Genomic DNA, 20,613 nt, shown 5'->3' with positions numbered 1-20,613 from the left:
TTAATTGGGAGTTAAAATAACTAAATCAACGTTGAACAAACGCATTATTTTTTCTGCAGTATTACCAATGAGCTTAGCTTTAATCCCTATATTTCCTACAGAGCCTATAATCACTAAATCAGCATTAATCTTAGCCGCTAAGCTTGAGATCACCTCCTCGGGTAACCCCCGCTTTAATATGAAGCTTATCGCGTAAGTTATTATCAGTTATAAGGGCCTGCTGCTATTGTGGTCGTTTCTCAAACGCATTAACGAGCTGTTCCTTAGAAAAAACCAAGCCTAAATCTCTTAATATTGGAGAAATATAGACAGTGTAACTTACATAAAACTCACAATCGGTTCGCTCTGCATTTTTTTACTCTGTTGTATGGCGTGAATCATCCATTGGGCATTGACCAATGGTTGAAATATCACCAGAATTTGACTCCTGTTCAAGTTTTACCCTAAAGCCCCATAGTCTGTAAAGGTGTTTTAATACCTCCTCATGGGAGTTGGCCAGTGGAATGGCGTTGTGAGGAATATATCGCAAGGTTAATGAGCGATCGCCACGTAAGTCTACATCGTAAACTTGTATGTTAGGTTCATGATTACTAAGGTTATATTGTGCAGAAAGTGCCTCTCTAACCGCTTTGTAGCCATTATCGTCATGAATAGCGCCTATTTCTAAATGTGGGTTGCTGGTGTGGTCGACGATAGTGAACAATTTAAAGTCTCTAATTAGTTTAGGTGATAAAAATTGGCTAATAAAACTTTCATCTTTAAAGTTTTGCATTGCAAAGTGAAGAGTTTCAAGCCAGTCACTACCAGCATGTTCAGGAAACCAGCGTTTATCTTCTTCTGTCGGGTTTTCACAAATTCGGCGTATATCTACCATCATATTAAAACCCAGCGCATAGGGGTTAATACCTGAGTAATAATCGCTATTATAAGGGGGTTGATACACAACATTTGTATGGCTTTGTAAAAACTCTAACATAAATGAGTCGGTTAGTTTTCCCTCATCATATAAGTGGTTCAAAATAGTGTAGTGCCAAAAAGTGGCCCAACCTTCATTCATAACCTGTGTTTGTTTTTGCGGATAAAAGTACTGCGATATTTTTCGCACAATACGCACGATTTCTCGTTGCCATGGCTCAAGTAAAGGAGCATTTTTTTCAATAAAATACAGAATGTTTTCCTGCGGCTCTTGCGGAAAGTGGCGCTCAGGCTTTTTCGATTCTTGCTGCTGAGAGGGAATGGTACGCCATAGTTCATTAACTTGTGATTGTAAGTACTCAGCCCGTTCTTGCTGGCGTTTTTGTTCTTCAAATAACGAAATACGCTGCGGACGTTTATACCTGTCAACACCATAACTCATTAACGCATGGCAAGAGTCGAGTATGCTTTCTACTTCAGAAATACCGTATTTCTCTTCACAGCGGCTAATATAATTTTTAGCAAACAATAAATAGTCAATTATAGAACCGGCATCAGTCCATGTTTTAAATAAATAATTCCCCTTAAAAAAAGAGTTATGCCCGTAACACGCATGTGCCATAACCAATGCCTGCATCGGCAGCGTATTTTCTTCCATTAAATAAGCTATACATGGATTGGAGTTAATCACAATTTCATATGCAAGGCCCATTTGACCTCGTTTATAATTTTGTTCTGTTTGGATAAACTTTTTACCGTAAGACCAGTGAGTATAGCCAATAGGCATGCCTACACTGGAGTAAGCATCCATCATTTGCTCAGCAGTGATCACTTCAATTTGGTTAGGGTATGTGTCTAGTTTATAATGCTCAGCAACACGTGCAATTTCATCTTGATATTGCTGAAGTAACTCAAAGGTCCAATCGGGCCCATCACTGATTCGCTCGTTATTCATATTGCTACCTCGCTTTGGCTATGCAGCCCCTTGCTGTTGACGGCCTTTTTTAAATAGCTCCCTAAATATAGGGTAAATGTCTTCAACACCTTGAATATGTTGGATGGCAAAATTACTGTGAGTTTGGCTTATGCTTTGGTACTCGCGCCATAAACTTTGGTGGGCGCGGGTAGTAATTTCTATATAGGCAAAATATCGCACTGCGCTTAACAGTTTGTTACGTAAAATATGCCCACATTGCGGGGTATCATCTGCCCAGTTATCACCATCAGAGGCTTGTGCTGCGTATATATTCCATTCATCAGCATTATAGCGCTCTGCTATTATTTCATTCATCAGCTTAAGCGCACTTGAAACGATAGTACCGCCCGTTTCTTGGGAGTAAAAAAACTCTTGTTCATCAACTTCTTTAGCTTGAGTATGATGACGAATATACACAACCTCAATGTCTTTATAGCTGCGAGTTAAAAACTGATAAAGCAAAATATAAAAGCGTTTTGCCATGTCTTTGGTGGCTTGATCCATTGAACCGGATACATCCATTATACAAAACATTACTGCTTTGCTGGTTGGGTGCGGTTGTTTATTGTAGTTACGAAAACGCAAATCGTAGTTATCAATAAAGGGTACCGATTTAATTTGCTGCTTTAGAATGTCGATTTCTTGTTGCAACAATGTCACAGCGGCTTTGTCGCAGTGTGGTTGTTCAAGCAGTAGCGCGAGTTGACCCTCAAGTTCACTAAGGCGGCGCTTTTTTCCTGCGGTCATTGCAATTCTACGAGCTAAAGAGCCTTGTAATGAGCGCACTACGTCAATATTACTGGGCATACCGTCGCTGCAAAACCCAGCGCGATGGGTTTTCATTTGTACGAGCTTATCGAGCTGGTTTTCTTGTAAATTAGGGAGTTCTAAATCTTCAAATAACAAATCAAGATATTCGTCTTTAGAAATTGAGAAAACAAAATCATCTTGGCCTTCGCCAGAATCACTCGCTTTACCTTCGCCCGCGCCACCGCCTTGTCCACCTTTAGGTCGCTCAATTTTATCACCAGTAGAGAACTGATCGTTCCCTGGATGTATTTGCTCTCTATTACCGCCTCTACCTTGATGAAAAGTAGGTTCACTAATATCACGCTGTGGAATAGATATACTCTCTCCAGAGCTAGAGTCGGTGACGCTGCGTTTATTTATCGCATCAGACACCGCTTCTTTTATCTGCTTTTTATAACGCCTAATAAAACGCTGGCGGTTAACTGTGCTTTTGTTTTTGCCATTTAAACGCCTGTCGATAAAATGCGCCATAATGACCTCCTAAAAACTGCAATTATGAAGGTTATTGCGATTTTCTAACCCGTAAATACCACTCAGATAGCAAACGCACTTGTTTTTTCGTGTAGCCTTTTTCAACCATACGGTTAACAAAGTCCTCATGCTTTTGCTGATCCTCAGCCGATGTTTTAGCATTGAATGAAATGACAGGGAGTAAGTCTTCGGTGTTTGAGAACATTTTTTTCTCAATAACAGTGCGTAGTTTCTCATAACTCGTCCATAGCGGATTCTTGCCATTATTGTGAGCGCGAGCACGTAGTACAAAGTTAACAATTTCATTTCTGAAATCTTTAGGATTTGAAATACCTGCCGGTTTCTCAATTTTTTCGAGCTCAGCATTAAGCGCATCACGGTCAAACAATTGCCCTGTATCAGGGTCGCGATATTCTTGATCTTGAATCCAAAAATCAGCATAAATAACGTAGCGGTCAAAAATATTTTGTCCGTATTCCGAGTACGATTCTAGATAGGCGGTTTGCAGCTCTTTACCTATAAACTCAACATATTGTGGAATTAAATAGCCTTTTAAAAAGCTTAAATAACGCTCTTCAACCTCGGCACTAAATTGTTCTCGTTCAATTTGTTGCTCAAGTACATAAAACAAATGTACTGGGTTGGCGGCCACTTCGGTGGTATCAAAGTTGAATACGCGAGATAAAATTTTAAACGCAAAACGAGTTGAAAGACCGTTCATGCCCTCATCGACACCAGCGTAATCACGATATTCTTGGTATGACTTAGCTTTTGGATCGGTATCTTTGAGTGTTTCACCATCGTAGACCCGCATTTTAGAGTAAATGCTAGAGTTTTCTGGCTCTTTTAAGCGCGAGAGAGTGGTAAATTGAGCTAAAATTTTAAGTGTTCCTGGCGCACATGGAGCATTATAAAGCTCACTGTGTTCAATCAGCTTATCGTAAATTTTAATTTCTTCGGTCACTCTTAAGCAATAGGGGACTTTAACAATATAAACACGGTCTAAAAAAGCTTCGTTGTTTTTATTGTTTTTAAAGGTTTGCCATTCTGACTCGTTGGAGTGGGCGAGTATCATACCGTTAAATGGCAGGGCGCTTATGCCTTCTGTGCCGTTATAGTTGCCTTCTTGTGTGGCTGTTAAAAGCGGGTGTAGCACTTTTATCGGTGCTTTGAACATTTCCACAAACTCCATTAAGCCTTGGTTAGCTAAACATAATGCGCCTGAATAAGCGTACGCATCAGGATCATTTTGCGCAAAGTGTTCAAGCTGGCGGATATCTACTTTACCTACAAGAGCCGAAATATCTTGGTTGTTTTCATCGCCGGGCTCTGTTTTAGCAATCGCTACTTGATTTAAAATTGATGGGAAGCGTTTAACCACTCTAAATTGGCTAATATCACCATTAAATTCTTGTAAGCGTTTTGCGGCCCATGGCGACATCACTGTTTTAAGGTAGCGTGACTTAATTCCATATTCTTTTTCGAGCAGGTTTGCATCTTCAATGGGGTCAAATAATGCCAGCGGATGGTCATTAACTGGTGAGCCTTTAATGGAGTAGATAGGCACTTGTTGCATTAAATACTTTAATTTTTCGGCAATTGATGACTTACCACCACCCACAGGGCCGAGTAAATAAAGTACTTGTTTACACTCCTCTAAGCCTTGTGCTGCATGTTTTAGATAAGACACAATTTGTTCAATAGCGTCTTCCATGCCATAAAAGTCAGCAAATGCTGGGTAACGTGCAACAACACGATTTGAAAATAAGCGACTTAGGCGAGTATCGGTAGCAGTATCTACCATTTTAGGCTCGCCAATGGCCATCAGTAACCTTTCAGGTGCACTGGCATAAGCAGACTTATCGGTTTTACAAATTTCGAGGAATTCAGCAACACTGTACTCTTCTTCTTGTGTTGATTCATAACGTGCTTGGTAGTGATCAAAAATAGTCATAATGACCTCCGAAACCTACTTTGAAGATGTATTCACTATTTAAAGTCTAGTCACGAATTTCATTTTTTGTGCAATAAAATTAAAAATTTATATGAAAAATGATCAAGATGCGCTTTTATAAAACAACCTACGTACAACCATAATCAAATAAAGTAGCGGGCATAAAAAAAGACGCCTAAGCGTCTTTTTAAAACTAATATTAAACTAATTATGCGAAGTTAGCGTTCGCGAATTCCCAGTTAACTAGTGACCAGAAACCTTTAAGGTAATCTGGACGCACGTTACGGTAATCAATGTAGTATGCGTGTTCCCATAAATCCACAGTTAGGATTGGAGTAACACCTGCATCTGTTAGTGGTGTAGCAGCGTTAGATGTATTAACGATGTCTAGTGAACCATCAGCTAGTTTAACTAACCAAGTCCAGCTTGAACCAAAGTTATTTACTGCTTTGTCGTTTAACGCGTCTTTAAATGCGTCAAATGAGCCCCATTTCGCGTTAATTGCATCAGCAATTGCACCTGTTGGAGCGCCACCGCCATTTGGAGATAGGCTGTTCCAGTAGAAAGTGTGGTTCCAGATTTGAGCAGCGTTATTAAATACACCGCCTTCTGAAGAACATACGATTTCTTCAAGTGACTTACCTTCAAACTCAGTGCCTGGGATTAAACCGTTAAGTTTAGTCACATAAGTGTTGTGGTGTTTACCATGGTGAAACTCTAGCGTTTCTTGTGAAATATGTGGCTCAAGTGCATCAATTGCATACGGTAGTGACGGTAGTTCAAATGCCATTTTTTATCTCCATCTTCTTTTGGTTGATAGTCTATTTAGTAATACGTAATGCCTGCGCAAACAGGGCACTTATCTATACCAAACAGGAATATAGTGTTACTATAATTGTTGAGTATTTTACTCAAGTTTTAGCAAACAGCAATGCTCTTGCTAAAGCTAATTAAGATTGAGGCTTTAATTGCCTATTTTAATCTATATATCTGAGGCCACAGTGAAACTTTTTCAAGGCCTAATGTGTTCGCTATCGTCATTTTGAGGTTGTAAATGGAAACCATCGATAAAATTAAACAGCAAATTGCTGAAAACCCAATCATCTTATACATGAAAGGATCACCAAAACTGCCTAATTGTGGTTTTTCTTCACAAGCATCACAAGCGTTAATGTCGTGTGGTGAACCGTTTGCTTATGTAGATATTTTACTTAATCCAGACATTCGTGCAGAGCTTCCTGCGTATGCTAACTGGCCTACTTTCCCACAACTTTGGGTTGAAGGTGAGTTAATTGGTGGCTGTGACATTATCATTGAAATGTTTCAACGTGGTGAATTACAACCACTGATCACTGAAACAGCTGCAAAGCATAAACCTGCAGACGCTGAATAAGTGTTTAGGTAAAAAAAAGCTGCAATTTGCAGCTTTTTTTATATCTATAGACAAGTTACTCGTTTTTTCGTAGCTTACAAAGCCGCAAACTTCAGAGCGCGATTTAATCGCCCATAAATTGGACAAGTTTTCATTCTTAAATAAGCAGTTATCAGGGTAAACTTACAAAAACACTGATCCCGCCGATTTCACGATTATGCAGGCTAATTTGCCCATGATGGGCTTCAACAATTTCTCGACACAGTGCCAACCCTAATCCACTTCCAGCTGCCTTGGTAGAATAAAAAGGGATGAGAGCACTGGCCATAACCGTTTCACTCATGCCTTTTCCTTGATCGCTCACATTAATATGAGTGCCGAGGTTATCTTGTGTTATTTTTAAACTAATATGCTCTGCTAGCGACTCTGATTCATGTGCGTTTTTCAACAGGTTAATGAGCAATTGTTCTATTTGGGTTTGATCGGCTCGTGTGATGATATCTTTTTGAAGGTCGAAATTAAATTGCCATTGGCTTTGTAATTGATCGAGTAATGAATGCCAATCAACCGTTGTTATTTTAGGTGGTGGTAGTTTAGCAAACTTTCCATAGCCTTGAACGAACTCGTTTAAATGCTTTATTCGCTCTTCAATGGTAGTGAAAACGCGTTGTAAACGAGGTTCATCCACTTTTTGCGTTAACAGCTGTGCACTATGTAACATGGATGACATTGGACCTAGTGAGTTATTGAGTTCATGGCTAATGATCCTAATAACCTTTTTCCAAACTTCAACTTCTTGGCGGCTCAATTCGCGGGTCAATTGTTTAAATACAAACAACCTGTGGTGTTGGTTGTTAAGCAATAAGCGACCCATTGAAAGATGCCATGTTTGCGGTTCTTGTTCTGCTTTATCGAGAATAAATAAACCATCTACGCCTTTATTAACGGCATTAATTATTTGCTGTGGGGCTTTAGACAATAATGGTGATATTTTTTCGCCTTCTAGGGCTGTACTTGCATTAAAAAAATCTCTCGCACTATGGTTACTATAAACAATAAAATCATTGTCATTTACCAATAATACAGCTTGAGGGGCGTTTTGTAATACCTTATCAAGCATCAACTCTCGTTGGTAAACCCATTGTTTTTCTTGTCTTAATTGCTTTGCAGTTTTGTTGTAAAGCTGGCACAAATGACCTAATTCATCATTATGGTTATAGGCCAGTAAAGTCGATAGTTCCCCATCTTTAAAATTTAATAAGCCAGTTTCTAATGAAGTAATACCTTGGACCAGTTTACCGCTGAGTCGATGAGCCAATAAGCTACTTAGCGCGGCTGTGAAAATGACACTTACTGTTGTTTTTATAGCGTCAACACCCAGCAGCCAACAACAGATAAAAACAGGGATCACAGAGGAAAATACACATACTAAAATCACTTTAGAAGTTAAAGAGAAGCGGTATCTTGATTTTTTCATCAGTAGGCAATCTCAAACTTATCAAGACGACGGTAGAGTGCTTGTCGGCTGAGGCCAAACTCACGTGCTACTTTGGCAATCACCCCTTTATGTAAACGCATGGCATCCTCAATTTGTTGTTTGTTAGGCTCTACTTTTTGAGTGTGTGTTTGAGGCGTAATAGGAGTTAAACCAAAGTCGTCGATGCTTATCTCACCGCTGGGTTTGAGCACACTGACACGTTTACATGCATTTTCAAGTTCACGAACATTACCGGGCCATGAATGGGCTAAAAGTAGGTTTTCGCATTGTAAGTCCAGCTCACGTTCTACTAAAAAATGATGAATAAGAGGAAGTATGTCATCCGGTCGCTGATTAAGACTTGGCAGGTTAAGTTCAATTACATTTAAGCGGTAGTATAAGTCTTCTCTAAACAGCCCTTTGCTGATTGCATCTGTTAGGTTTTCATTGGTCGCTGATATTACACGGACATTAACTTTTCGGGTCTGGGTTGAACCTAAGCGCTCGAATTCTCCCGTTTGTAAAATCCGTAGGAGCTTCATTTGTCCTGATAAAGGGAGATTACCTATTTCATCTAAAAATAATGTGCCACCATCAGCCGCTTCAAATCGACCAATCCTTTGTTTTGTGATCCCTGTAAAAGCACCTGCTTCTGCACCAAATAATTCTGCTTCTATTAGTTGATGGGGAAGGGCACCTGCATTGACCGTAATAAACGCAGCATTTTGGCGAGGTGAGTTTGCTTGAATAATTTGTGCTATGCGCTCTTTACCACTGCCATTTGGGCCTGTTATTAATACAGAGACATCAGATTTGGCGACTTGTAATGCCATTTTAACTAATTGCTCCATCGCCGTACTGCGATAAATTAAACCTACTAAATTAGCATTTTCTATAGATGCCTCACGCTCTTGCTGGTGGCGCAATAAGGTTTGATTTTGTTTTTTTGTCTTTCCTAGTTCAATTAGGTTATTAACACAGGTAAGAAGCTTGGCATCATCCCATGGTTTTGGTAAATAATCAGCCGCACCGGCTTTGACAAGTTCAACGGCTGTTTCAAGCTCAGTCCATGCAGTGATCAGAATAATGGGCAGATGGGGATTTAGCTCTCTAAGTTGATAAAAGAGTAACTTTCCCTCTTCTCCTGAAGTTGTGTCGTTACTAAAGTTCATATCTTGAAGTACAAGTGCAATACGCTGGTATTGCACAATTTGAATAGCTTCAAATGGGCTATTTGCAGTAACCACTTTATAGTCGTGAATCTCTAGCAATAATGACAAAGCATCTAAAATTGCAGGATTATCATCAACGATAAGTATTTTTTCCATGTTAATTTAATCGCTGTTTATTATTATTTAAATATTGAAAATGCTACACCGCGTTTAGCCAGTGTAGCATAGGTTGGGAGCTGTGCTATATGGTTCGGGTTGCGATACTCGGCGAAATATTTGCCGCGCGTTTAGCTGGGCCAAATACAGCCAAAAGACTCATTGTAAACACCATGACTGCCGTGACAGCAATATAACTTGATGGTAATGCCGCTATTGAAAAATGTTGCATTAATAACTGACCGAGTAAAAGTGCTGAAATAGCACCTAAAAATAAGCCAGCAATGCAAATCAGCGCATTTTCAACTAAAAAATAATTAACAATTGCAGATTTACGAGCGCCTAAAGCACGACGGGTTCCAATTTGCTTGGTACGTTTGTTTATATTAAATAGCGTCAAACCAAAAATGCCCAGTGCGGTTACCAATACCAGTATGGTTATGAGCACAATTAACATACGCATCATAAGTTTATCTGCAGCCATATATTGATCTTTAAGTTCATCAAGACCTTTAATATTGTTGATCACCCGCTTGCTATAATTATTTAGCATCGCATTTTCGATTTGTTTCATTACAGCTGCGCGTTGTCCTGGCTTTGTTCTTACAGCAAATTGTGCGTAAGTTTTGCCTTGAATATACGGAATAAGCGCGACATTATTGGGGTGACTATCTTTTAGCCAAGGGCCTTTCATTGGCGCTGTGATCCCAATAATTTGTAGGGGTAAGTCACCAAAATAAACGGTCTTACCAAGGCCATTGCCCTCAGGGAAAAGCTCATTGGCTAACGCCTCAGTAACGACAGTGACATTAGTTGTTCTATCTGTCGGTGAATTTGTAATGAGTACTTCAGCCTCAGTAAAATTACGCCCAGCAATTAATTTTACGCCATATGTGTCTAGGCCGTGCTCATCAATAAAAAAGTAAGCAGTGCGCACATTTTTGCTTTCTTGTGGTGCAGGTTTTAAATTAAAGCCGGAAGCGCTGCCACTACCAGATAACGGAATACTGCTACTTTGCGCTGCACTCTCAACCCCTGGTAGGGCTCTTAACATGGCTTCATCTAGTTCAAACTGCTGGCTAGCATCAACGTCTTTCCCAAAGGTCATCACATTGAACTTAAACAAGTCTTGCTCTGGATAGCCGGTTTCTTGGTTTAAAAAAGCGATTCTATCTTGAATGATAAACGCCGCATTGCTGACAATGGCTGTCGTAATTGCAATTTGAATTAAAAGTAATATTGCGCCTACCTTTGAGCGGCAAAGGGCATGAAATATCGGTTTTATTTCTAACATGATTAGCTCCTCATTGGCTCTTCAGGTAAATGGCAGGGTTGGTTTTACACACTAGCCAAGCAGGGTAAAGCCCAGCAATAATGCAAGTAGTTATTGCGATAACTGGGGCACTTAATAACATGGCTAAATCCATCGTGGCTATGTTTTTGTAATATTCGTAACTTTGCCTTACCCCGAGAAGGCCAATTTGTGCAAGTACAATACCGAGCAACCCGCCGATAAAACCAAGCATGGCTACTTCTACTAAATGCTGTAGAAAGACTTGTCGCTTACTTGCCCCGAGTGCTCGACGCACGCCGACTTCTGGAGCACGGCGTAAAAACTTTGCTAGTAATAATCCTAAAATATTAGCTAAACACACCGCTAAAAACATAAAGCTTAAACTAACCAGTATTTTGTTATCTTCACTAACGACATTGTTGTATTCCATCCATTGGTTTACATCACGTAGGCTATATTCAGGTTTCTCTCGCGTGAAGCGGCCACGTTTTTTTTGCTCTTCAATGTAAGAGGTGAGGTAATCACCGTAAGCGGTTTTTTGCTCTGGTGTATCAAGCTGAGCCCAAAATTGGATCCACACTATTTCCGATTGCAATCTATCGGCATAGGTATTTATATTTTCATGTTTCCAGCCATTGCTATTGCCCCAGCTGGTGAGCTCTTTTGCTTTAATTAAACTAAAGGGTAAAAATAGGTCTGCTATTTTATCAAAAGCGCCGTTATTTAAATCGTAATATTTAAGGTTGAGGGGCCAGTCATCAATAACACCGACAATTTGGTAGCTATCGTCATCCAAATAGACTAGTTTGCCGATGGAGTTTTCACCCGCAAACAACTTATCGTTCAGCTCTTTTGAAATCACCAAAACAGGGGCTGCAGATTGCTCTTGTTGTACACTCCACACACCGCCATAAATAAATGGCACATCAAACATGCTAAAAAAATCGGGTGTGGTCATGCGTGCTTCACCAGTAAACGGCTTAACTTTATCTGAGTCTAAATACACCGAGAAGCCAGTGCGCATCATGGCCACTTTTTTATCTGGAGTAGGCGCATTATGTAAATTTACGGCATCTTGATAAGTCAATTGCATGGGGATATCGTCACCCGTCCACCACGTGTGACCTTCATCCATGGTTTGTAATTGTACGTTATACAATTGACTGCTCTTATGTGGGATAGGGTCTGCCGACATCATATGATAAACGCTTAAACTGGTCATGGTTACACCAATCCCAATGGCAATCGCCAGCACCATTAAGAAACTCACCAGAGGAGTGCGCTTAAAGCTACGCCAACTTAAATCTAGGTAATGTAATAGCATGGCTTACGCTCCAGCAACATTTTTAAGGTTTTGTGCACCTTGGTACAAGGTGAAATCAGCAAGTTGACCGTCGACAACTTGAATGTTTCGAGGGGCACGCCGAGCAAGTTCTGCATCATGGGTGACCATGACAATGGTTGCGCCATCGCGATTGATTTGTTCAAGCAGCTCCATTACTTGACGAGCCATAAGGCTGTCGAGATTACCGGTAGGTTCATCGGCTAATAAAAATCGTGGCTCGCCAGCAAGCGCGCGTGCTATGGCCACTCGTTGTTGCTGTCCGCCAGAGAGTTGCTGTGGCAAATGTTTTGCCCGAGAGGCAAGACCAACTTGTTCTAAACATTTTTCAATGCGACGTTTACGCTCTGCGGCTTTAATACCTCTATAACGTAGCGGTACTTCAATATTTTCATATAAGTTTAAGTCAGGTATTAAATTGAACCCTTGGAAGATAAAGCCTATTTTTTGATTTCGACAATCTGCGCGCTGGTTATCGTTTAACTTACCTACATCAATTCCATCAAGTAAATATTCACCTGCAGAGAAGGGTTCTAACATTCCAGCTATATTTAAAAAGGTCGTTTTTCCTGACCCGCTAGGGCCTGTAACAGCAATAAATTCGCCTTCATCAACGTGTAGATTAAAATCACGTAATGCATGGGTTTGAACCATTTCTGTTTGATATACTTTACTTATATTATTCATCTTTAACATGCTTTTTCCTTTTGTTGTTTGGTTCTACGCGATTGTTAGCGAAGTAATAATGTGTGTGTGTGTTTGAAACTGTTATAGCTTGAAATAATCAATTCATCGCCAGCTTGAACCCCTGAAATTAACTCAACCGCATCAATGCTGGTTGCACCAATTGAAATATCAATGAGCTGAGCTGTATCACCGGTAATTTTATAAACCTGTGTACCGCCTTGTTGTAAAAATGCCCCACGCTTAACTTGTAAAACATCGTCACGATTTTCTAATAAAATACGGGCTGTTAATCGTTGGTTTTGTCTGATACCCGTCATGTCTTTGTCAAAACGTACACGCGTTGTGACTTCTCTATTATTTACTTCTGGTGAAATGGCAGAGAGGGCGCCCATCACTTTGCTAGCGCCCATTGTTATCTCTACGTCCATACCTAAACCAAGCTCATTTGCATAACTTTCAGGGACTTGTAGCTCTGCTTCAAAATTACTCAAATCAACTAAAGTCATTAATGGTTGGCTTTGTGTTACCGCTTCTCTTTGTTGAACTAGTAAGTTACCTACAATCCCTGACACAGTGGCTTTAATTGTTAAGTTATTAACTTTACGAAGTAGATCATCGACAATCAGTTGTTGACGAGTGACATCTCGTTTAGCGGCCTGTAGTTCAAAAGCAAGTGTATCTTTGGACAATTCAACTTCTTGCTCTGCATGTTTATAAGAGAGTTTTGCACGGGCAAGCTCATCAATGGCTTTTTCGTGATCAATTTGACTGATCACATTTTTTTGCATTGATAAGGCCGCTCTGCGATTTTCTCTATCGGCAGCGTTTAACTCTACTTGTGCTAGATCAAGTGCTTTATTTAAGCTTAATGATTGGCGGCGTGCCTCAAGGTGTTTACGTTGTAGCTCGCCCTCAAGACGAGCTAAAACAGACTGTTGCTGCTTTAATTCGTTTGTGAGCTCAGGACTATCAACCATGGCTATTACATCATGCAGTTTTACTGAGTCACCAGCATTAACCTTCAATGAAACAAAGCCTCGTTCAGGGCTGTAAACTTTTGGTGCTCTGGCGGCCACAATTTTACCGCTGGCTGCAACATCGCGTATTAGCGATTGGCGCACCACCGTGGCTATTTGTAGGCTTACTCTATCAACCGAGATAGTACCTTCTTGATCAGCATTTAATAGTGCATATACACATAGAGCAACTAGGCCCACAATAAATATAAACAGCCTGATGTATTTTTTAAAATTTATAGGTCGTGAGATTTGCGTGTCTTGCCCGCTAGTGTCTTTAATCATTATTCATTCTCTTAGTGTTTTTCAAACACAGTAATCATTAGCGAGGCAATAAATAGAATAATTGGTGAAATTAAAAATAAGCCAATAGTAAACATTCGAACATCCTCAAAATTTATATAGTTATGCTGTATTCGAATAGCATGCCATTTTTTATCTTATTGAATTTATTCGGTTTTTAACTTTACCCTTGTTGTTTTACATGTCCGCGGACATAAAAAGTGTCCGCTGCGGGCACTTTTTTGATTTGTCTATGGGATGAGGTTATCTCAACGTAAAGCAAAGCAAGTTGTTAATTAATGCATAACATGAGGGGAGCGTTTAAATCTATTGAATAAACTATGCGCTAATAGAAGCCGCTGTAATTAAATGTCGTGTTCAGATGAATTACTAATACAGCACAAAAGAGGAAATAGCCCATAATGAATAGTTATTCATTTTGGGCTCACCTTACGTTTACGTAAACTGCTAGTCGCACATGCTTTTTGTTTACAAGTTTTTAAAAATAACACCGGTGTCAATCTATTTTTCGATTCGATATCTATGCAAATGTTAATGGGTGGCATTATTTTATGATTTTTAATTAAGTTGAAATATATTCAATATAATGAATATGTATTCATAAAAATATTGACTCAAGGGTGGAATAACGCTAATTTTGTTCGTCTGTTAGCAAATCGTCGAGCCGTTCATCCACGTTAACAGCGCAGCAAGGGGAGGGGTCCATGTTATATGACTCAAAACTAGAAAAAGATAATTGTGGCTTTGGCTTAATAGCCCAAGTTAATAACCAAGCGAGTCACCGACTCATTCGTACGGCGATCACCGGTTTAGATCGCATGCAGCACCGCGGTGGTATTTCTGCTGATGGTAAAACGGGTGATGGTTGTGGCTTGTTATTACAAAAACCAGACAGCTTCTTTCGGGCTATTGCTGCCGAGAATAATTGGCATTTAGGTAAAAATTACGCCGTTGGGATGATTTTCCTCAATGCTGATCCGGTACTAGCACAAGCAGCCAAAGATGTTTTAAGCGAAGAACTAGAAAAAGAAACGCTAAATATTTTGGGCTGGCGTGTGGTTCCAACTGATCCATCAATGTTAGGACCTATTGCTCTAAAACAATTGCCAGGTTTTGAACAAATTTTTATTAGTGCGCCAGAAGGTTGGCGTTCTAAAGATTTAGAACGCCGCTTGTATGTTGCACGTCGTCGTGCAGAAAAGCGTCTAATGGACGATGAATCATTTTATATTGCGAGCTTATCTGGGTTAGTCACAATATATAAAGGCTTAATGATGCCTGCTGACTTGCCTAATTTTTACCTTGATCTTGCGGATATTCGCATGACCAGTGCTATTTGTGTTTTTCATCAACGCTTCTCTACAAACACACAGCCTCGCTGGCCTTTAGCGCAACCATTTCGTTATTTAGCACATAATGGTGAAATTAATACTATTGAAGGTAACCGCCAATGGGCACGTGCCCGTTCTTATAAATTTGCTTCGCCACTTATTCCTGATTTACAAAGCGCAGCGCCGTTTGTTAATGAGACAGGGTCTGACTCATCTAGCCTCGATAATATGCTGGAGCTATTTTTAGCTGGTGGTATGGATTTATTCCGTGCGATGCGCATGCTAGTGCCGCCAGCATGGCAAAAAAATCGAGCTATGGATGACGACTTACGTGCGTTCTATGATTTTAACTCTATGCATATGGAACCGTGGGATGGCCCTGCAGGCATCGTTATGTCTGATGGGCGCTTTGCAGCCTGTAACCTAGACCGTAATGGTCTGCGCCCTGCGCGTTATATTATTACTCAAGATGGCTTTATTACTTTAGCTTCTGAGGTGGGAATTTGGGATTACACCGCTGATGAGGTGGTAGAAAAAGGACGTGTTGGCCCAGGCGAGCTACTGGTTATTGATACCAAACTCGGAAAAATTTGGCATTCAGATGAAATTGACCAAGATTTAAAATCACGCCACCCTTATAAATCGTGGTTAGAAGAAAACGTTAAACGCTTAACACCTTTTGAAGCACTGACTGAGCAAGATGCAGGTAATCGCTCATTCGATGATGCAACTCTAGCCAAATATCAAAAGATGTTTGGCTATACTAATGAAGAGCTAGACAGTGTTATTCGTGTTATGGGTGAAAATGGTCAAGAAGCTACCGGTTCAATGGGTGACGATACGCCGTTTGCCGTCCTAAGCGAAGGGCATCGTTCACTTTACGATTATTTCCGCCAGAAGTTTGCCCAAGTGACTAATCCGCCAATCGATCCGTTACGTGAAAACCATGTAATGTCGTTGGCAACGTGTATTGGCAGTGAACAAAACGTATTTAATGAAACGACAGGGCATGCTAAACGCCTGCAATTTGATACCCCTATTTTAATGTATGCTGACATGCAGCAGCTACTCAATGCCGATGAAGCACACTACAGTTACTGTAAGATTGACATTACTTACACCATAGAAGAAGGACTTGAAAACGCCGTTAAGCGTGTTTGTGATGAAGCACAAGAAAAAGCAGCATCAGGCTGCATTATGCTGGTATTAACGGATCGTAACTTTGATGACAATCAATTACCTATTCCTGCAGCTATGGCGGTGGGTGCGGTACAAAAACGCTTGGTAGATAATAACTTACGCTGTGAGTCTAACATCATTATTGAAACCGGTAGCGTTCGTGACGCGCATCAATTTGCTGTTCTACTTGGCTTCGGTGCAACCGCAATCTACCCGTATTTAGCGTATGAGTCACTTGTGGCCATGAGCGATAGCAAGGTAATTAATAAGTCATACTGCGAAGTGACACTGGCTTATCGTCAAGCAATTAATAAAGGCTTGTACAAAATCATGTCGAAAATGGGTATTAGCACCGTGGCTTCATATCGTTGTTCGATGTTGTTTGAAGCGGTTGGTCTATCTGACGCGATTGTTGAGATGTGTTTTAAGGGCGTTGCAAGTCGCATAAAAGGGGCGTGTTTTAGCGACTTTGATGACGATCAGCAAAGCTTGCACAAACTAGCGCTTAGTAAACGTAAATTACTAAGCCATGGTGGCTTATTTAAGTACGTACACGGCGGCGAGTATCATGCTTACAACCCTGATGTGATTCAAACGTTACAAAAAGCAGTACGAAGCGGTCAGTACAGTGATTACAGCGAATACGCAAAGCTAGTTAATCACCGTCCAGTCGCGACTTTGCGCGATATGTTGGCTTTAAAACTGCCAGAAAAGGGTATAAGCATTGATGAGGTAGAGCCTGCCACTGAGCTTTATAAACGTTTTGATTCTGCAGCGATGAGTATTGGTGCATTATCACCAGAGGCGCATGAAGCACTAGCCATTGCCATGAATCGTTTAGGTGGTTGCTCAAATTCTGGCGAAGGTGGCGAAGATAAACTTCGTTACGGTACAGAAAAAAATTCACGGATTAAACAAGTGGCCTCAGGTCGATTTGGTGTAACACCTCATTATTTACGCAGTGCGGATGTCATTCAAATAAAAGTGGCTCAAGGCGCTAAGCCAGGAGAAGGCGGGCAGTTACCGGGTGAAAAAGTAACGCCTTATATTGCTAAGCTTCGTTACTCTGTACCAGGCGTGACACTAATTTCACCGCCGCCGCATCACGATATTTACTCTATTGAAGATTTAGCCCAGCTTATTTTTGATTTAAAGCAAGTAAATCCAAAGGCACTGATTTCGGTAAAACTGGTGTCTGAACCGGGCGTAGGAACAATTGCAACCGGTGTTGCAAAAGCGTATGCCGATCTAATTACTATCTCAGGCTACGATGGTGGCACAGGTGCAAGTCCCTTAACCTCGGTTAAATATGCAGGCAGCCCATGGGAGCTTGGCCTTGCAGAAACGCAACAAGCACTTGTCGAAAATGGCCTTCGTCATCGTATTCGCCTGCAAACAGATGGGGGGTTAAAAACCGGGCTTGATATCATCAAAGCAGCCATTTTAGGCGCTGAAAGTTTTGGTTTTGGTACCGGGCCTATGGTGGCGTTAGGCTGTAAATACTTACGAATTTGTCACTTAAATAACTGTGCTACCGGTGTAGCAACTCAAGACGATACATTGCGTCAAAAGCACTATCATGGCTTACCAGAAATGGCGATGAACTACTTTAAGTTTATAGCTCAAGAAGCGCGTGAAATTATGGCAAGTTTAGGTGTTGCAAACCTAACCGATTTGATTGGTCGCTTAGATTTACTCGAAGCCATTGAAGGCAAAACAGCCAAGCAGCAAAAAATAGATTTATCAGCGGTTATCGCTCAGCCAAACAACCCTACGGGTGAAACATTGTTTTGCAGTACACCAAATAGCTCGCACTATTTAGGTGAGTTAAATGAGAGCTTACTCGGCAAGGCACAAGAGGCAATTGATAACTCAAGCGGCATTTCATTAGTGAGCCGTATATGTAATACCGATAGATCTGTTGGCGCAATGCTTTCTGGTTATATTGCTGATAAGCACGGTAATCAAGGTATGGCAGCAGATCCCGTAGTGATTGAGCTTCATGGTACCGCTGGCCAGTCATTCGGGGTATGGAACGCTGGCGGCCTTGAAATGACTTTAGTTGGTGATGCCAACGATTACGTTGGTAAAGGAATGGCGGGCGGTAAGCTAGTCGTTCGCCCACCACTGGGTTCGTCATTTGAAAGTCACAAAGCAACCATCGTAGGTAATACCTGTTTATATGGTGCCACTGGCGGTAAATTGTTTGCAGCCGGATGTGCTGGTGAGCGTTTTGCTGTGCGTAATTCGGGTGTGCAAGCTGTTGTTGAAGGTGTTGGTGATAATGGTTGTGAATATATGACCGGTGGTGTGGTATGTGTACTTGGTAATGTAGGGGTTAACTTTGGTGCAGGTATGACCGGTGGTTTTGCTTATATTTTAGATGAACGAGGTGATTTTGAGAAACGCATTAACCCAGAGTTGGTTGAAGTGGTTACTTTAGATGATTTGAGTTCACATCAAGAGCATTTACGCGGCTTAATTGCTGATCATTTAGAACTAACAGGCTCATGTAGAGCAGAAACTATTTTAGCTAATTTTGAACTTTATTTACCGATGTTCAAATTAGTAAAACCTAAATCAAGTGACGTAAAAAGTTTACTCGGGCATCGTGCTCGCAGTAGCGCCGAACTTCGTGTTCAGGCGCAATAAGGGGGCAGTATGAGCGAAAATGTATATCAATTTATAGACGTGCAGCGTGTAGACCCACGCAAAAAACCAATCTCGTCACGTAAAAAATCGTTCGTAGAAATTTATGAACCCTTTTCAGAAAATCAGGTTAATTCACAGGCAGATCGTTGTCTTGATTGCGGTAATCCTTATTGTGAGTGGAAATGTCCAGTACATAACTATATTCCACAATGGTTAAAACTGATCCGTACAGGGCGCATTTTAGAGGCGGCTGAGCTTTCGCACCGTACTAACAGTTTGCCTGAAGTGTGTGGTCGAGTATGCCCGCAAGATCGCTTATGTGAAGGCTCATGTACATTAGATGAAGAATTTGGTGCGGTAACAATTGGTAATATTGAAAAGTACATCACCGATACCGCGTTCAAAATGGGCTGGAAGCCAGACATGTCCTATGTGACATGGACTGATAAAAAAGTTGCCATTATCGGCGCAGGACCCGCAGGGTTAGGCTGTGCTGATATTTTAGTACGCAACGGCGTTAAGCCTGTGGTCTTTGACCGTCACCCAGAAATTGGTGGACTGTTAACTTTTGGTATACCTTCTTTTAAATTAGAAAAAGAAGTCATGCAAAAACGTCGCGAAATATTTACTGAAATGGGTGTTGAATTTAAGCTTAATGTTGAAGTGGGTAAAGACATTAGCATGGATGAAATACTTAATGAGTATGACGCCGTATTTTTGGGAGTGGGGACTTATCAGAGTATGCGTGCGGGGCTTGAAAACGAAGATGCTCCGGGTGTGCATGATGCCCTGCCATTCTTAATTGGTAACACTAATCGTGTTATGGGTTACGATGAGTCTAAACAAGCTTGCATTGATATGGCAAACCAAAAAGTAGTGGTACTAGGTGGTGGTGATACAGCAATGGACTGTGTGCGTACCTCCATTCGTCATAACGCGTTAAAAGTAACGTGTGCTTATCGTCGTGATGAAGAGAACATGCCTGGTTCAAAACGCGAAGTAAAAAATGCAAAAGAAGAGGGCGTAATTTTTACTTATAACGTTCAGCCTAAAGGGATTGTACTTGATGACAAAGGTGCTGTAGCCGGCGTTAAAATGGTAAAAACTCAGCTTGGCGAGGCAGATGAAAATGGCCGTCGTCGCGCTGAGGAAGTACCCGGATCAGAGCACATTATTGAAGCTACACAAGTGATTATGGCATTTGGCTTTAAGCCTCATAAAATGGACTGGTTAGAACAGTACGATGTAGAAATTAACCACTGGGGCGGTATTAATGCACCTGAACAAGGTGAATTTACTCATCAAACTACCAACCCTAAAATATTTGCTGGTGGTGATATTGTTCGTGGTTCAGACTTAGTGGTTACTGCTATATTTGAGGGGCGTAATGCTGCAGAAGGCATTATGGATTATTTAAAAGTGTAAATAATTCTTTTGTTAGAATGGAGTCAAAAGCAAACCTTCGGGTTTGCTTTTTTATTCCCTCAGTTTTACAAATAAAAATGC

Annotated in this window: 14 protein-coding genes; 3 read left to right on the top strand and 11 right to left on the bottom strand. The window is 40.8% G+C overall.

The annotated features are described in order from the left end of the window. The 5 genes from FLM47_RS18865 to FLM47_RS09160 all read right to left on the bottom strand — a co-directional run bounded on the left by FLM47_RS18865 (position 1) and on the right by FLM47_RS09160 (position 5,916). The gene (locus FLM47_RS18865; RefSeq protein ID WP_256872085.1) at positions 1–153 is read right to left on the bottom strand and encodes a universal stress protein; all 153 of its coding nucleotides are present in this window, start codon (positions 151–153) and stop codon (positions 1–3) included. A gap of 202 nt (positions 154–355) precedes the next feature. Further along, positions 356–1,870 carry a SpoVR family protein gene (locus FLM47_RS09175; protein ID WP_138607375.1) on the bottom strand — a complete coding sequence of 505 codons (1,515 nt, stop codon included), beginning with the start codon at positions 1,868–1,870 and terminating at the stop codon, positions 356–358. 18 nt (positions 1,871–1,888) lie between these two features. Continuing rightward, the gene (locus FLM47_RS09170; RefSeq protein ID WP_178956225.1) at positions 1,889–3,172 is read right to left on the bottom strand and encodes a YeaH/YhbH family protein; all 1,284 of its coding nucleotides are present in this window, start codon (positions 3,170–3,172) and stop codon (positions 1,889–1,891) included. 31 nt (positions 3,173–3,203) lie between these two features. Next, positions 3,204–5,126, bottom strand: coding sequence for a PrkA family serine protein kinase (locus FLM47_RS09165; protein ID WP_178956224.1), 1,923 nt, complete (start codon positions 5,124–5,126; stop codon positions 3,204–3,206). A gap of 208 nt (positions 5,127–5,334) precedes the next feature. Next, a complete protein-coding gene (locus tag FLM47_RS09160) occupies positions 5,335–5,916 on the bottom strand; it encodes a superoxide dismutase (protein WP_010388603.1) in 582 nt (193 codons plus the stop codon). A gap of 264 nt (positions 5,917–6,180) precedes the next feature. Between FLM47_RS09160 and FLM47_RS09155 the strand changes: the two genes are divergently transcribed. Further along, a complete protein-coding gene (locus FLM47_RS09155) occupies positions 6,181–6,519 on the top strand; it encodes a Grx4 family monothiol glutaredoxin (RefSeq protein ID WP_008113155.1) in 339 nt (112 codons plus the stop codon). Positions 6,520–6,670: 151 nt separating this feature from the next. On the opposite strand, the gene FLM47_RS09150 is transcribed toward FLM47_RS09155, so the two are convergent. The 6 genes from FLM47_RS09150 to FLM47_RS09125 form a co-directional block, all read right to left on the bottom strand. Further along, positions 6,671–7,975: a PAS domain-containing sensor histidine kinase gene (locus FLM47_RS09150; protein ID WP_178956223.1), complete on the bottom strand. Its 1,305-nt coding sequence runs from the start codon at positions 7,973–7,975 to the stop codon at positions 6,671–6,673. Further along, positions 7,975–9,303 carry a sigma-54 dependent transcriptional regulator gene (locus tag FLM47_RS09145; protein WP_178956222.1) on the bottom strand — a complete coding sequence of 443 codons (1,329 nt, stop codon included), beginning with the start codon at positions 9,301–9,303 and terminating at the stop codon, positions 7,975–7,977. Before FLM47_RS09145 ends, FLM47_RS09150 begins: the two co-directional genes overlap by 1 nt. 85 nt (positions 9,304–9,388) lie before the next feature. Beyond that, the gene (locus tag FLM47_RS09140; protein ID WP_138607367.1) at positions 9,389–10,597 is read right to left on the bottom strand and encodes an ABC transporter permease; all 1,209 of its coding nucleotides are present in this window, start codon (positions 10,595–10,597) and stop codon (positions 9,389–9,391) included. Positions 10,598–10,607: 10 nt separating this feature from the next. Next, positions 10,608–11,921 carry an ABC transporter permease gene (locus FLM47_RS09135; RefSeq protein WP_010388609.1) on the bottom strand — a complete coding sequence of 438 codons (1,314 nt, stop codon included), beginning with the start codon at positions 11,919–11,921 and terminating at the stop codon, positions 10,608–10,610. Positions 11,922–11,924: 3 nt separating this feature from the next. Continuing rightward, entirely contained in the window at positions 11,925–12,635 is a 711-nt protein-coding gene (locus tag FLM47_RS09130; RefSeq protein ID WP_013465175.1) for an ABC transporter ATP-binding protein, read from the bottom strand. A gap of 35 nt (positions 12,636–12,670) precedes the next feature. Beyond that, positions 12,671–13,927, bottom strand: coding sequence for an efflux RND transporter periplasmic adaptor subunit (locus FLM47_RS09125; protein ID WP_138607361.1), 1,257 nt, complete (start codon positions 13,925–13,927; stop codon positions 12,671–12,673). 722 nt (positions 13,928–14,649) lie between these two features. On the opposite strand from FLM47_RS09125, the gene gltB reads away from it, so the two are divergent. Together gltB and FLM47_RS09115 are read left to right on the top strand one after the other, a co-directional pair. Next, the gene (gltB, locus tag FLM47_RS09120) at positions 14,650–19,107 is read left to right on the top strand and encodes a glutamate synthase large subunit (protein WP_178956221.1); all 4,458 of its coding nucleotides are present in this window, start codon (positions 14,650–14,652) and stop codon (positions 19,105–19,107) included. A 9-nt stretch (positions 19,108–19,116) separates the two neighbouring features. Then, positions 19,117–20,532 (top strand): FAD-dependent oxidoreductase, encoded by a 1,416-nt coding sequence (locus tag FLM47_RS09115; protein WP_013465171.1) that lies wholly within the window; start codon positions 19,117–19,119, stop codon positions 20,530–20,532. Positions 20,533–20,613: the final 81 nt, after the last annotated feature.

The sequence above is a fragment of the Pseudoalteromonas sp. Scap06 genome (assembly GCF_013394165.1).
In the GTDB taxonomy this organism is placed as follows: Bacteria; Pseudomonadota; Gammaproteobacteria; order Enterobacterales; family Alteromonadaceae; genus Pseudoalteromonas.
This window is presented reverse-complemented; position numbering and strand designations above follow the sequence as displayed.